Source organism: Bacillus luti (genome assembly GCF_009739945.1).
Classification (GTDB): domain Bacteria; phylum Bacillota; class Bacilli; order Bacillales; family Bacillaceae_G; genus Bacillus_A; species Bacillus_A luti.
Genome location: NZ_CP040336.1, coordinates 283648 through 296795, shown reverse-complemented (window position 1 = coordinate 296795; position 13148 = coordinate 283648). Strand labels below are relative to the sequence as shown.

The 13148-nt window shown below is 39.7% G+C and carries 15 protein-coding genes and 1 tRNA gene; 7 read left to right on the top strand and 9 right to left on the bottom strand.

Annotation, left to right across the window (positions count from 1 at the left end; genetic code table 11):
* Positions 1–19: 19 nt before the first annotated feature.
* From eno to EUC40_RS01405, 9 genes are all read right to left on the bottom strand, one after another.
* Positions 20–1315 (bottom strand): phosphopyruvate hydratase, encoded by a 1296-nt coding sequence (gene eno / locus EUC40_RS01445; RefSeq protein WP_000103949.1) that lies wholly within the window; start codon positions 1313–1315, stop codon positions 20–22.
* A 30-nt stretch (positions 1316–1345) separates the two neighbouring features.
* Entirely contained in the window at positions 1346–2875 is a 1530-nt protein-coding gene (gene gpmI / locus EUC40_RS01440) for a 2,3-bisphosphoglycerate-independent phosphoglycerate mutase (protein ID WP_061666152.1), read from the bottom strand.
* A complete protein-coding gene (gene tpiA, locus EUC40_RS01435) occupies positions 2872–3627 on the bottom strand; it encodes a triose-phosphate isomerase (RefSeq protein ID WP_061679291.1) in 756 nt (251 codons plus the stop codon). The genes gpmI and tpiA overlap by 4 nt, the downstream gene beginning before the upstream one ends.
* Before the next feature lie 32 nt (positions 3628–3659).
* The gene (locus EUC40_RS01430) at positions 3660–4844 is read right to left on the bottom strand and encodes a phosphoglycerate kinase (protein WP_001036352.1); all 1185 of its coding nucleotides are present in this window, start codon (positions 4842–4844) and stop codon (positions 3660–3662) included.
* A 139-nt stretch (positions 4845–4983) separates the two neighbouring features.
* Positions 4984–5988: a type I glyceraldehyde-3-phosphate dehydrogenase gene (gene gap / locus EUC40_RS01425; RefSeq protein ID WP_000161236.1), complete on the bottom strand. Its 1005-nt coding sequence runs from the start codon at positions 5986–5988 to the stop codon at positions 4984–4986.
* A 27-nt stretch (positions 5989–6015) separates the two neighbouring features.
* Positions 6016–7044: a gapA transcriptional regulator CggR gene (gene cggR, locus EUC40_RS01420; RefSeq protein ID WP_001258182.1), complete on the bottom strand. Its 1029-nt coding sequence runs from the start codon at positions 7042–7044 to the stop codon at positions 6016–6018.
* A 135-nt stretch (positions 7045–7179) separates the two neighbouring features.
* Positions 7180–7425, bottom strand: a complete 246-nt coding sequence (locus EUC40_RS01415) for a glutaredoxin family protein (RefSeq protein WP_071710098.1) — start codon at positions 7423–7425, stop codon at positions 7180–7182.
* A 9-nt stretch (positions 7426–7434) separates the two neighbouring features.
* Positions 7435–8742, bottom strand: coding sequence for an RNA polymerase factor sigma-54 (rpoN, locus tag EUC40_RS01410; protein WP_071710097.1), 1308 nt, complete (start codon positions 8740–8742; stop codon positions 7435–7437).
* 258 nt (positions 8743–9000) lie between these two features.
* Positions 9001–9076 (bottom strand) — tRNA-Arg (locus EUC40_RS01405).
* A gap of 204 nt (positions 9077–9280) precedes the next feature.
* Here EUC40_RS01405 and EUC40_RS01400 point away from each other — a divergent pair.
* The 7 genes from EUC40_RS01400 to EUC40_RS01370 all read left to right on the top strand — a co-directional run bounded on the left by EUC40_RS01400 (position 9281) and on the right by EUC40_RS01370 (position 13047).
* Positions 9281–9487 carry a DUF1657 domain-containing protein gene (locus tag EUC40_RS01400; RefSeq protein ID WP_000216166.1) on the top strand — a complete coding sequence of 69 codons (207 nt, stop codon included), beginning with the start codon at positions 9281–9283 and terminating at the stop codon, positions 9485–9487.
* Between the two features lie 93 nt (positions 9488–9580).
* Complete coding sequence (locus EUC40_RS01395) at positions 9581–10069, top strand: YhcN/YlaJ family sporulation lipoprotein (RefSeq protein WP_156573304.1); 489 nt, start codon at positions 9581–9583, stop codon at positions 10067–10069.
* A 28-nt stretch (positions 10070–10097) separates the two neighbouring features.
* On the top strand, positions 10098–10574 hold the full coding sequence (gene spoVAC, locus EUC40_RS01390; protein ID WP_071710095.1) for a stage V sporulation protein AC: 477 nt from the start codon (positions 10098–10100) through the stop codon (positions 10572–10574).
* Positions 10575–11591 (top strand): stage V sporulation protein AD, encoded by a 1017-nt coding sequence (spoVAD, locus tag EUC40_RS01385; protein ID WP_156573302.1) that lies wholly within the window; start codon positions 10575–10577, stop codon positions 11589–11591.
* Complete coding sequence (gene spoVAE, locus EUC40_RS01380; RefSeq protein WP_000575919.1) at positions 11588–11938, top strand: stage V sporulation protein AE; 351 nt, start codon at positions 11588–11590, stop codon at positions 11936–11938. The genes spoVAD and spoVAE overlap by 4 nt, the downstream gene beginning before the upstream one ends.
* 12 nt (positions 11939–11950) lie before the next feature.
* Positions 11951–12157: a DUF1657 domain-containing protein gene (locus EUC40_RS01375; RefSeq protein WP_088232025.1), complete on the top strand. Its 207-nt coding sequence runs from the start codon at positions 11951–11953 to the stop codon at positions 12155–12157.
* Between the two features lie 20 nt (positions 12158–12177).
* A complete protein-coding gene (locus EUC40_RS01370; RefSeq protein ID WP_156573300.1) occupies positions 12178–13047 on the top strand; it encodes a DUF421 domain-containing protein in 870 nt (289 codons plus the stop codon).
* Positions 13048–13148 lie beyond the last annotated feature (101 nt).

Below are 13148 nucleotides of genomic sequence, written 5' to 3'. Positions count from 1 at the left end.
CTGTCGTTATTTTCTACAATTATCGTTTGATGTTGTAGAAAGATTTGATACCATCGTAAACAGCGATTTCGCCTAGTTCGTCTTCGATGCGTAATAATTGGTTGTACTTAGCAATACGGTCAGTACGGCTCATAGAACCAGTTTTGATTTGGCCAGCGTTAGTTGCAACTGCGATGTCAGCGATTGTAGCATCTTCAGTTTCACCAGAACGGTGAGATACAACTGCTGTGTAACCAGCACGTTTAGCCATTTCGATAGCTTCGAAAGTCTCAGTTAAAGTACCGATTTGGTTAACTTTAATTAAGATTGAGTTAGAGATACCTTTTTCGATACCTTCAGCAAGTTTTTGAGTGTTAGTTACGAATAAGTCGTCACCAACTAATTGTACTTTATCACCGATACGCTCAGTTAATAATTTGTGACCATCCCAGTCGTTTTCGTCTAAACCATCTTCGATAGAGATGATTGGGAAGTCTTTGCAAAGCTCTTCGTAGAAATCAACCATTTCTGCAGAAGTTAAGCCAGTACGGCCTTCGCCTGCAAGGTCATATTTACCAGTTTCTTTGTTGTAGAACTCAGAAGAAGCAACGTCCATTCCTAAGAATACGTTCTCGCCAGCTTTGTAACCAGCTTTTTCGATAGCTTCGATGATTACTTCTAATGCTTCACGGTTAGAACCAAGGTTTGGAGCGAATCCACCTTCGTCACCTACTGCAGTGTTAAGACCTTTGTCATGTAATACAGCTTTAAGTGCATGGAATACTTCAGCACCCATACGGATTGATTCTTTGAATGTTGGAGCACCAACTGGTAAGATCATGAACTCTTGGAAGTCTACGTTGTTATCAGCGTGAGAACCACCGTTGATGATGTTCATCATTGGAGTTGGTAATTGTTTTGCATTGAATCCACCAAGGTAACGGTATAATGGAAGACCTACGAAGTCAGCCGCTGCGTGAGCTACTGCCATAGATACACCAAGGATAGCGTTAGCGCCTAGTTTACCTTTGTTTGGAGTGCCATCTAATTCGATCATAGCACGGTCGATACCAGCTTGGTCAGTTACGTCGAAACCAACGATTTCTGGAGCGATTGCTTCGTTAACGTTGTTTACTGCGTTCATAACACCTTTACCAAGGTAACGAGATTTGTCACCGTCACGTAATTCTACTGCTTCGTGTTCACCAGTAGATGCACCACTTGGTACGATAGCGCGTCCGAAAGCGCCGCTTTCTGTGTAAACTTCTACTTCTACAGTTGGGTTACCACGAGAGTCAAGGACTTCGCGAGCATAAACATCAATAATTGTTGACATAATAAATTCTCTCCTTTTTATATAAGCAAATTATTTAATAATTGTTTTACCTGTCATTTCTTTCGGTTGTTCCACATTTAAAAGTGTAAGCATTGTTGGGGCAATATCTCCTAAAATACCACCTTCACGAAGCTCTACGTCATTTTTTGTAACGATGAAAGGAACCGGGTTAGTTGTATGAGCTGTCATTGGCTCGCCATCAGCAGTTAACTCCTGATCAGCATTACCATGGTCAGCAGTAATAAGTGCTACACCATCTTTTGCAAGAATCGCTTCTACAACTTTTCCTAAACATTCGTCAGTTGCTTCTACTGCTTTAATTGTTGGTTCCATCATCCCAGAATGGCCAACCATATCACAGTTCGCAAAGTTAAGAATGATAACATCATGTTTATCATTTTCGATTTCATTTACTAAAGCGTCCGTTACTTCGTAAATGCTCATTTCAGGTTTCAAGTCATACGTTGCAACCTTCGGTGAGTTAATTAAGATACGCTCTTCTCCTGGGAATTCAGCCTCACGACCACCGCTAAAGAAGAATGTAACGTGCGGATACTTTTCAGTTTCCGCGATGCGAAGTTGCTTTAATCCCGCTTGCGCAACAACTTCACCTAATGTGTTATCAAGGTTCATTGGCTTAAATGCCACGTAACCATTTACAGTTTCACTGAAATGTGTCATACAAACGAATTCAGGAATGTGAGGTACTTTTTCACCACGATCGAACTCACGGAAGTCTTCGTTTGTAAATACACGAGCAATTTGAATTGCACGGTCTGGACGGAAGTTATAGAAGATAACTGCATCATCATCATTGATTGTTGCAACTGGCGTGTTATCTTCGTTAACAATTACAGACGGCAATACGAATTCATCGTAGATACCATTTGCATAAGAGTCTTCTACACACTCTTCTGCTGATTTATAAGTAGGGCCTTCACCATTCACCATAGCACTGTAACATTTTTCTACGCGATCCCAACGCTTGTCACGGTCCATAGAGTAATAACGACCAGAGATAGTCGCGAATTGTCCTACTCCTGTTTCTTTAATCACTTCATTTGTTGCATCGATATAACCTTTTGCTGTTTGTGGTCCAACATCGCGGCCATCTAAGAATGCATGGATATAAACTTTCTCCACGCCTTCTTTTGCTGCTAAGCGAAGAAGAGCAAACATATGGTTCATGTGACTGTGCACACCACCGTCAGAAAGTAAACCGAATAAATGAAGAGCAGTACCTTTTTCTTTTACGCTTTTAATTGCATTTTGGAACGTTTCGTTCTGATCGAACTCACCTTCACGAATTGCAACGTTTACGCGTGTTAAGCTTTGATATACAATGCGGCCAGCACCGATATTTAAGTGACCAACCTCAGAGTTACCCATTTGACCTTCTGGAAGACCCACTTCCTCACCACAAGCTGTAAGCGTTGTGTGAGGGAATTTGTTCCAGTAACCATCAAAATTAGGTTTCTTAGCTTGTGCTACAGCATTCCCGTGAGTTTCTTCACGTAGTCCGAAACCATCAAGAATGATTAAAGCTGTTGGCTTTCTCATTTTACCGCCCCCAGAAGACCTAAGAACGAAGCAGGCTCTAAGCTAGCACCGCCAACTAAAGCGCCGTCGATGTCAGATTGTGCCATATACTCTTTAATGTTTTCTGGTTTTACGCTACCGCCGTATTGAATACGAACAGCTTCTGCAGCTTCTGTAGAAACAGCTTCTGCAACAACTTTACGGATGTGCGCACATACTTCGTTTGCATCTGCAGAAGAAGAAGATTTACCTGTACCGATAGCCCAGATTGGCTCATAAGCGATAACAGTTGCTTTAACTTGCTCTTCTGTTAAACCTGCAAGTGCTTTTGTCACTTGACCTGCTACTAGATCAAATGTTTTTCCGCTTTCGCGCTCTTCTAAAGTCTCACCACAACATACGATTGGTGTTAAACCATGTTCAAATGCTGCAAGAGTCTTTTTGTTTACTGACTCGTCTGTTTCAGCAAACATTTCACGACGCTCAGAGTGGCCAAGTACTACATAGCCTACTTTTAAGTCGCTAAGTGCTACTGGGCTAATTTCGCCAGTGAATGCACCATTTTTTTCGAAGTGCATGTTTTGTGCACCTACTTGTAAGTCAGTTCCTTCAGTCGCTGCTACAAGACGCTCTAAGAATAGAGCTGGAGAGCAAACTACTGCATCAACAGCTGTAGCTGCTGGGATTTGACCTTTAACTTCCTCTACGAAGCTAACTGCTTCAGATAGAGTTTTATTCATTTTCCAGTTACCTGCGATAATTGGTTTACGCATGCTTTGCACCGTCCTTTTTCTTTGGCTGCTACTTATTTGTCGTTAAGACAAACTACACCTGGAAGCTCTTTACCTTCCATGAATTCTAATGACGCACCGCCGCCAGTAGAAATGTGGCTCATTTTATCAGCCATACCGAATTTTTCAACAGCTGCTGCAGAGTCACCACCGCCGATAACAGAGTATGTATCTTCTGCATCTGCTAATGCTTGTCCTACTGCTTTTGTACCTTCTGCGAATGGAGTCATTTCGAATACACCCATTGGTCCATTCCATACAACAAGCTTAGAGTTTTTAATTACATCTGCATAAATTTCACGTGTTTTAGGACCGATGTCCACGCCTTCCCATGTAGAAGGAATAGAGTCGATACCAACGATTTGAGTCGTTGCAGTTTCAGAGAATTCCTCAGTGATTACAACATCAACTGGCATGTAGAAGTTTACGCCTTTTTCTTTTGCAAGTTGCATAAATTCTTTAGCTAGTTCAATCTTGTCATTTTCACATAAAGATTGACCAATTTCATGACCTAAAGCTTTAACAAATGTGTAAGCAAGTCCGCCACCGATGATTAAGTTATCTACTTTATCTAATAGATGACGAATTACACCGATTTTATCTTTTACTTTCGCACCACCGATGATAGCTGTGAATGGACGTTCTGGGTTAGAAAGTGCTTTACCAAGTACATCTAACTCTTTTTCCATTAATAATCCAGATACTGCTGGTAGGTAGTCTGCGATACCTGCTGTAGAAGCGTGAGCACGGTGAGCTGCACCGAATGCATCGTTTACGAAGATGTCAGCAAGAGCTGCAAATTCTTTCGCAAGTTCTGCATCGTTCTTTTCTTCGCCCGCATAGAAACGTACGTTTTCAAGAACTAATACGTCGCCTTCGTTCATTGCTGCAACCATTTCTTGTGCAACTGGTCCGAATGCTTCGTCTGCTTTTTTAACGTCTTTACCAAGAAGCTCGCCTAAACGTGCTGCTACTGGAGTTAAACGCATTTCTTCTACTACTTGACCTTTTGGACGGCCTAAGTGGCTTGCTAAAATAACTTTCGCACCTTGCTCTACTAAATATTGAATTGTAGGAAGAGCTGCACGGATACGAGTTTCATCTGTAATTTTGCCTTCTTTCATAGGTACGTTGAAGTCAACGCGGCAAAATACACGCTTACCTTTTAAATCTACGTCACGAATTGATTTTTTGTTCATTGGTTTTCCCTCCGACTACTAGTTAGGATTGACAAAACCCATTCAAAAGCTTAACACATTTGCTTCTAAAACGAAAGAAGAGAGAGAGGGAACAAACCCTCTCCCTCGTTTTGTCATTGATAACTTATATAATTAAGAATTAAAGACCTTTTGAAGTCATGTAAGCTGCTAGGTCTACTACACGGTTAGAGTAACCAGTTTCGTTATCGTACCAAGAAAGTACTTTAACCATGTTACCTTCCATTACCATTGTAGATAATGCATCGATTGTAGAAGAAGCTGTACATCCGTTATAGTCGATAGATACTAATGGCTCTTCGCTGTATCCAAGGATACCTTTTAATTCGCCTTCAGCTGCTGCTTTGAATGCTGCATTTACTTCTTCAACTGTTACTTCTTTATCAAGTTCAACAACTAAGTCAACTAGAGAAACGTTAGCAGTTGGAACACGTACAGCGCCACCGTTTAGTTTACCTTTAAGTTCTGGTAATACTAATGCTACAGCTTTAGCTGCACCAGTAGATGTTGGGATCATGTTTTCAGCTGCTGCACGAGCACGACGTAAATCTTTGTGTGGTAAGTCTAAGATTTGTTGGTCGTTAGTGTAAGAGTGAATTGTTGTCATCATTCCGCGTTTTACGCCGAATTTTTCGTTTAATACTTTAGCGAATGGAGCTAGACAGTTTGTAGTACAAGAAGCGTTAGATACTACATTGTGGTTAGCTGCATCATATTGCTCGTGGTTAACACCCATAACTACAGTGATATCTTCGTCAGAAGCTGGAGCTGAGATGATAACTTTCTTAACTGATCCACCTAAGTGTTTTTCAGCGTCTGATTTTTTAGTGAAACGGCCAGTAGATTCTACTACTACTTCTACTCCGTAGTCGCTCCATGGTAATTGAGCTGGGTCACGCTCAGCGATAACTTTAATTTCTTTACCGTTAACAACGATGCTGTTTTCGTTAGCAGATACTTCTGCATTTAAAGTTCCGTGAACTGTGTCATATTTTAAAAGGTGAGCTAATGTTTTAGCATCTGTTAAGTCGTTGATTGCTACTACTTCTACCTCTGAGTTGTTAAGAGCTGCGCGGAATACGTTACGTCCGATACGTCCAAATCCATTAATACCAATTTTAGTCATTTGAATTTCCTCCTTGGGGGATTATATTTAAAGGGTAATACCCTTTGTTAACTGTTTTGCTGCACCTTCATCTGTAATTAGAATTGAAGTGTGCCCTTGTTTAATTACAGCCTGTATTGCCTTTGCCTTTGAAGAACCTCCAGCGACTGCAACAACGTGAGATACATTTTGTAAATCCTCAAGTTGCATACCAACTGTTCTTACTTTATGAACAACATTTCCTTGTTCATTAAAGTAGTAACCGAAAGCTTCGCCAACTGCTTCGCTTGCCTGAATCTTTAACCAATCTGCTTCTGAAGTATTTCTGCGACGTGCCATTGTTAACGCATCACCTATTCCATGAATGACGATATTGGAAGATCGAATCAACTCAAGAACTTCTTTCACGGAAGGCTCTGTCACAATAGACGCATATGCTTCGCTACTAACATGGTCTGGAACATACAATAAGCGATAATTACTCATCGTATTTTGCGCCATTTTGGCACAAATGGTATTGGCTTCTAATTCAACACCTTCTCCAATTCCACCACGCGCTGGGACAAATAGCATATGTAAATCTTTGCAATCAAGCTGCATCATGTCCGCAGCAGCAGCTAGCGTAGTTCCTCCAGCCACAGCAACGATATTATTCGCTGTCAGACGGTCTTTTATACAAGTCACACAAGCACGGCCCATCTCCAGTTTGACCCAAGGCGATTCATCACTATCACCAGGGACAACGAAAACTTCATCCAAGTCTAATGTTTCCTTAAGTTGTTTTTCTAAAACCTTTAACCCGGAAATTTCTTTCATAAAGTCTTCCAAAGCAAGAACTAAAGCTGTTCCTTCTTCTGTCAATGTCATTCCAGAAGAAGCGATGTGAACTAAGTTCTGTTCTTTCAAAACTTGAACTTCACTTCGCAATACTCGTTCTGTCATACCGAGACTTGCTGATAAGTTTCTTCTTCCAATCGGCTGCATAAGCCTAATATACTGAAGAATTTGCATTCTCGTTTGCATAACAGGTAGCAGATCAGGTAATAATTTTTTTGTATTCTGAATCCATGAGCGCATATCTTTTCTCCTCACTACATTGGTTCATTTTCTCTCGTGGTCACTTTATGTCCCGTAGTGACATTTTGTGTCCCACATAGATTAAAAAAATAATCCCTGCTACGTGTATTATTGTAACAGGAGATAGAAACTTATTCAACTCTTAACTGCATTCTTTATATAGTTTATTATGACACCTTTGTGAATGTTACCATATTCTACTTGTTTTCCGCCTATTTCTACAACCGGAATCATTAAGTGATATTTTTCTAAAAGGTCATTATCTTCATATATATCTATTTCCTTGATTTGAAAAGAATATTCACATTGTACTTCTTGTAAAACTTGTTTCGCCTGCACGCAAAGGCCACAATCTGTTTTTGTATACAGTACAACTTCCATCTTTTTCACCTATCCGATCGTTTTTCGTAATGACGAAGCTGGAATGTGCATTTGTTCTCTATACTTCGCCACTGTTCTTCGAGAAATAACAATTTCATGCTCTTCTTCTAACAATTTTGAAATTTTTTGATCTGAAAGTGGCTTTTTCTTATTCTCTGCCTCAACGAGCGTTTGAATAAATCGTTTCACACGCTTTGTAGAAACTGCTTCATCTTCAGTTGTCGAAACAGCATTGCTAAAGAACGATTTCATCTCAAATAAACCGTGTGGTGTTTGCACATATTTATTTCGCGTTGCCCGACTAATTGTAGACTCATGCACACTTAACTCTTCCGCTACCTCTTTTAAAGCAAGTGGCTTTAAATGTTCTGGACCTTCCCAGAAGAAATCCCGTTGTTTTTCCATAATAATAGTCATCACTTGCAGAAGCGTTTGTTTTCTCTGTTTTAAACTGCGCATAATCCACTGCACATGCTGATACTTTTCCGATACGTAAGATGCTACTTCACTTTCACTATTATTAAGAAGTGCACTATACTCAGAATGAATTTCAATTCTCGGCATATTTCTCTCGTTCATCTGTAAAACGAGACGATCGCCATCTTTTTTCACCGCCATATCAGGCACAATATAAAGTGGTTTATCAGAAGAAAACGCAAGACCTGGTTTTGGTTGCAATGCCGTAATGCAGTTCACCGCTGATTGCAATTCCTCATTACTACATTTCAACACTTGAACGAGCTTTCGCCAATCTTTCTTCACGAAATAAGCGAAGTGATCCTCTATAACCTCTTCCGCTAATCCATTTCGCCTTTGTAAGCGCTTCAATTGTAAGGTTAAACATTCCTGAATATTACGTGCGCCTACCCCTGCTGGCTCCAATGATTGGACAAGCTCTACAGAGCGGTCTACTACATGAATCGATGCAGAAAGGAGGCTTGCTAACTCTTCATTCGTTTCTTGTAAATACCCATTTCCATCCATGTTCATAATAATGAAAGAAGCTACTTTGCGCTCTTCTTCATCTATTTTATAATACTGTATTTGATTTAATAAATGTTGCTGAATCGTTGTAGAATCCACACTGTAGATTTCCATCTGATTCTCGACTTGTTTGCTGGTACTTTTACTTGTGTTAGAGCTCTTTTTCTTCTCCCTCTCAAAACCACCTAACTCAATAAGGGGATTCTCTAACGATTGCTCATACAAAAACTCCGATAATTCTTGTACATTATACTGAAGCATTGTAATCGCTTGCCTTAACTCTTGTGTCATTGCCAAACGTAAGCTTTGTTCTTGTAAAAGACTTGCCTTCAAACTAATCTCCCCCTTGTTTCTATTGTACAATAAGTTTGGTAAAAGGAGAATGCTATCACAGACACCCATTCCAAAATATTATTAATTTATATGTATTAATGAGATTTACAACTTACAACCGAAATTTGAATAATATTGAAAGAAAATAATAGTGTAATTAAATTATTACCACATACTAATAGTAAATCTTATTACTAGATATAACAAGGGGCAATAAAAAAAGACCTAAACTTACAAATGTAAGTTTAGGTCTTTTGACGCGCCCAGAGGGATTCGAACCCCCGGCAGACGTGGTACCGGAAACCACCGCTCTATCCGACTGAGCTATGGGCGCATGATTATAGAAAATACTTCATTTTCTTTTCATAATAATAGCAATAAAATCCATCTAAATCAATAAAAATATCCCCTTATCCCTTTATATACCTTATCTAAAAACATATCAAGCATATCCCTCCCCTAAATTTTCCAATCATATTTTCACCCCAATTCACAAATTATAACTTTTGAATTGATATTCCAAAGGGGGCTTCATTCAATGACTGTAATTACGAAACTAAAGCAAACTGTTTCTGGATTAAAAAGTGCACAAGCTAGCTTAGAGGGATTCGCTCTTGATACGGATAACCAACAAGCAAAGCAACTTTTCCAAACAGCTGCGCAGCAAACGCAAACGATTATCGATTCTTTAAACCCACGCGTTGAAGAAGTCCAGCAAGAAGAACCACAATACTCACAGCAATAACGGATTCGTTATGCTGTGAAATAGAAAAAGGATGATATGCAGTCATCCTTTTTCTATCACATTACATATTGCAATAGAAATGGAATGATTATAATGCGAAAAATCGGAATCATAACCGCGTTATTTGTGCTCCTAATCGGTTCACTTACCGGATGCGATAATAGCCCGTTAGATAAAAAAGTAAAGAAAGAAGAAGCGAAGCGAACAGATGAGAAAAAGGGCCCTAAATTAACAAAAATGAGTACAGAATCCTTTAATCAATCTATATCGCAAGACGCTAAGAAAAAAGCTCTTGCTATGGAAGGAATTATAGAAGCTACCGCAGTTAATACAAATTTAGATCTTTACATAGCCATCAAACCGGAACATCACGAAAGATTTGGTTTAAAGCCTTTACGAAGTAAATTAAAAAAGAAGCTAAGTGACGAAAACCCTACTTTCGATATTCGTGTCAGTACAGACAAAAAGATCTTTATGCTCATAGAAGAACTTGAAAACAAAATTAAGAACAAGAAAGTAAGCAAGGATGGCATTAAAGATCAATTAAAACTCATTCAATCAGAAATGGGTTCTAATATTTAAGCTTTCTAAAAGAGAAGGAAGGATTCAAATGTCTAGTAAAGATAAAAATTTAACACCTGTGCAACAAGAATATAAAAAATTTGAACAACAGCGCGAACCGAAGCGCCCTGTTTTAAAAAATTGTATAAAAGCTTTTTTCGTTGGCGGATTAATTTGTCTAATAGGCCAACTGATTTCTACCTTTTACATTACGTATTTCGATTTCACCGAAAGATCTGCCGGGAATCCTACAGTTGCAACTCTTATTTTTATCTCTATGCTACTGACGGGATTTGGCGTCTACGATCGCCTTGGGCAATTTGCTGGAGCAGGCACGGCTGTACCTGTTACCGGATTTGGAAACTCTGTTATTGCCGCATGTATCGAACACCGAACAGAAGGATTTGTCCTTGGTGTTGGCGGTAATATGTTTAAATTAGCCGGATCCGTTATTTTGTTTGGTGTATTTTCCGCTTTCGTCATCGCACTTATTAAAACGATTCTCGTTCAATGGGGAGGGCTATAAATGTTACAAGGACACCGAACATGGGTATTTGAAAACAAACCAGTTATTATTTCGACAGGAGTCGTTGGCGGGCCATTTGAAGCAAAAGGGAACATCCCTGAGGACTTTGATATCCTTCATGAAGATTTATGGCTCGGACAAGATTCTTATGAAAAAGCACACAAAATTTTATTCGAAGAAGCTTGTAGCCGCGCTACTGAAAAAGCAGAACTTCGTAAAGACGATATTCAATTCGTACTCGCAGGAGATTTAATTAATCAAATTACTCCTACAAGCTTTGCTTGTCGTACACTTGGCACCCCTTATCTCGGATTATTCGGTGCTTGTTCTACTTCAATGGAAGGTTTAGCGCTCGGGGCAAGTATTGTGAATGCAAAAGGTGCAAAATATTTATTAACTGGCGCATCCAGTCATAATGCAGCTGTAGAAAAACAATTCCGCTATCCCACTGAATACGGTGGACAAAAGCCGCCTACTGCGCAATGGACAGTAACTGGGGCAGGTGCAGCGATTTTAAGCGACACTGGACATGGTCCTAGAGTAACATCTGCAACAATTGGACGAGTTGTTGATATGGGATTAACAGATCCTTTTAATATGGGAGGTGCGATGGCCCCAGCTGCAGTTGATACAATTGAAGCCCACTTACGCGAACGACAAATCGATGCCTCTTACTACGACTTAATCGTAACAGGTGACCTTGGACATGTTGGCCGCGAAATTGCTTATGACTTACTACATAAACACGGAACAAAAGTAACAAATGAACAATTCCAAGACTGCGGCATCCTCATTTATAGAGAAGGCCAACCGGTCATAGCCGGCGCTAGCGGCCCAGGTTGTTCTGCAACTGTCGTATACGGTCACTTACTAAACCGGATGAAAAGAGGAGAATTTAATAAAATACTTGTCGTTGCGACAGGCGCTTTACTATCTCCACTTACATTCCAACAAGAAGAAACAATTCCGTGTATCGCTCACGCCGTTTCGATTGAATTTGGAGGTGCAACGCAATGATTTTTTTCTGGGCTTTCGTCATTGGCGGGCTTATATGCGTAATTGGTCAACTTATGTTTGATGTCGGTAAACTTACTCCTGCCCATACGATGGCAACACTCGTTGTCGCTGGGGCTATATTAGATGGTTTTAATTTATATGAACCATTAATCGATTTCGCCGGCGCTGGGGCCACTGTACCAATTACCAGTTTCGGTAATGCCCTCGTTCATGGTGCGATGGAAGAAGCTGCAAAACATGGAATCGTTGGTGTCATTACTGGTATGTTTAAAGTGACGAGCGCTGGCGTATCAGCAGCTATCATTTTCGGGTTCATCGGTGCATTACTATTTAAACCGAAAGGATAAGAGGTGTTTTATATGACTGTAATTGCTAGTGTAAAAACATGCCTTGCTAGTCTACGGGGCGCGCAAGCAAGTTTAAGCTCCCTTTCTTTAAATGCAGCAGATGAAGAATCAAAACGCGTCTTTCATGAATGCATGTTAGAAATGGACAGTGTCATCGCTGATTTAAAAGATAGAGTTTCATTATTAGAACGTGAAGAACCTCAATATAAAGGGTTTTAAGTAGACTGGAGGAAATGACTATGTCTCACCTGCCGGAATGGACACTCGTTATTCTTCGCTCTGTATTCATATTAATTATTTTATTTGCTATTACAAAATGGTTAGGGAAAAGACAAATCTCTCAGCTCTCCTTTTTTGAATACATAGCTGGAATGACAATCGGTGACATCGCTGCCCAAGTATCTACAGGGCTCGATTCAAAATTTTTTCACGGCGTCTTTGCGATACTCATTTTCGCTGTGGTACCTTTTCTCACGGGAATCCTCTCCTTAAAGAACAAAGCAGCTCGGGACTTCTTTGAAGGAAAATCTACCGTATTAATAAAAGACGGAAAAATACTCGAAGACAACTTAAAGAAAGAAAAATATACAAGTGACGAATTACTTGAACTACTCCGAGGAAAAAGTGCGTTCAGCGTAGCTGAAGTCGAATTTGCTGTCTTAGAACCGAGCGGAGAATTAAATGTATTATTAAAGAAAGATTCTCAGCCACTTACAGCAAAAGACGTGGGCTTAAAAGTACCGAATGAAAAAGAACCGCAAACTGTTATTATGGATGGAAATGTACTAGATGAACCTCTTTCAGCAAGCGGACATAACCGCGCTTGGTTACATTCTGAACTCGAAAAACTCGGTGTTGTCATTGAGAATGTCTTTCTTGCTCAAGTTGACTCATATGGACAACTTACTATCGACATTTACAATGACAAACTCCAAATGCCTTCTCCTCAAAACAAGCCTTTATTATTGGCATCTTTAAAAAAATGTCATGCTGATCTCGAACTATTTTCTTTAGAAACAAAGTCAAAAACAGCAAGTGAAATGTATAGTAAAAATGCGAAACAAGTCGAAAAGATTTTAAATAAAGTTACCTACCTTTTAAAAGAATAGATAGTGAAAGAACGCTCCCGTCAAAAGGCGTTCTTTTCTTTTTTCTACAGCTTTCATGACGTTTAAATTTATGTAATTCGGTTATGATGTTGAAGATACAT

Coding starts and splice junctions, on each gene's coding strand:
- eno (WP_000103949.1), bottom strand. CDS start 1,315: ATGTCAACAATTATTGATGTTTATGCTCGCGAAGTCCTTGACTCTCGT.
- gpmI (WP_061666152.1), bottom strand. CDS start 2,875: ATGAGAAAGCCAACAGCTTTAATCATTCTTGATGGTTTCGGACTACGT.
- tpiA (WP_061679291.1), bottom strand. CDS start 3,627: ATGCGTAAACCAATTATCGCAGGTAACTGGAAAATGAATAAAACTCTA.
- EUC40_RS01430 (WP_001036352.1), bottom strand. CDS start 4,844: ATGAACAAAAAATCAATTCGTGACGTAGATTTAAAAGGTAAGCGTGTA.
- gap (WP_000161236.1), bottom strand. CDS start 5,988: ATGACTAAAATTGGTATTAATGGATTTGGACGTATCGGACGTAACGTA.
- cggR (WP_001258182.1), bottom strand. CDS start 7,044: ATGCGCTCATGGATTCAGAATACAAAAAAATTATTACCTGATCTGCTA.
- EUC40_RS01415 (WP_071710098.1), bottom strand. CDS start 7,425: ATGGAAGTTGTACTGTATACAAAAACAGATTGTGGCCTTTGCGTGCAG.
- EUC40_RS01400 (WP_000216166.1), top strand. CDS start 9,281: ATGACTGTAATTACGAAACTAAAGCAAACTGTTTCTGGATTAAAAAGT.
- EUC40_RS01395 (WP_156573304.1), top strand. CDS start 9,581: ATGCGAAAAATCGGAATCATAACCGCGTTATTTGTGCTCCTAATCGGT.
- spoVAC (WP_071710095.1), top strand. CDS start 10,098: ATGTCTAGTAAAGATAAAAATTTAACACCTGTGCAACAAGAATATAAA.
- spoVAD (WP_156573302.1), top strand. CDS start 10,575: ATGTTACAAGGACACCGAACATGGGTATTTGAAAACAAACCAGTTATT.
- spoVAE (WP_000575919.1), top strand. CDS start 11,588: ATGATTTTTTTCTGGGCTTTCGTCATTGGCGGGCTTATATGCGTAATT.
- EUC40_RS01375 (WP_088232025.1), top strand. CDS start 11,951: ATGACTGTAATTGCTAGTGTAAAAACATGCCTTGCTAGTCTACGGGGC.
- EUC40_RS01370 (WP_156573300.1), top strand. CDS start 12,178: ATGTCTCACCTGCCGGAATGGACACTCGTTATTCTTCGCTCTGTATTC.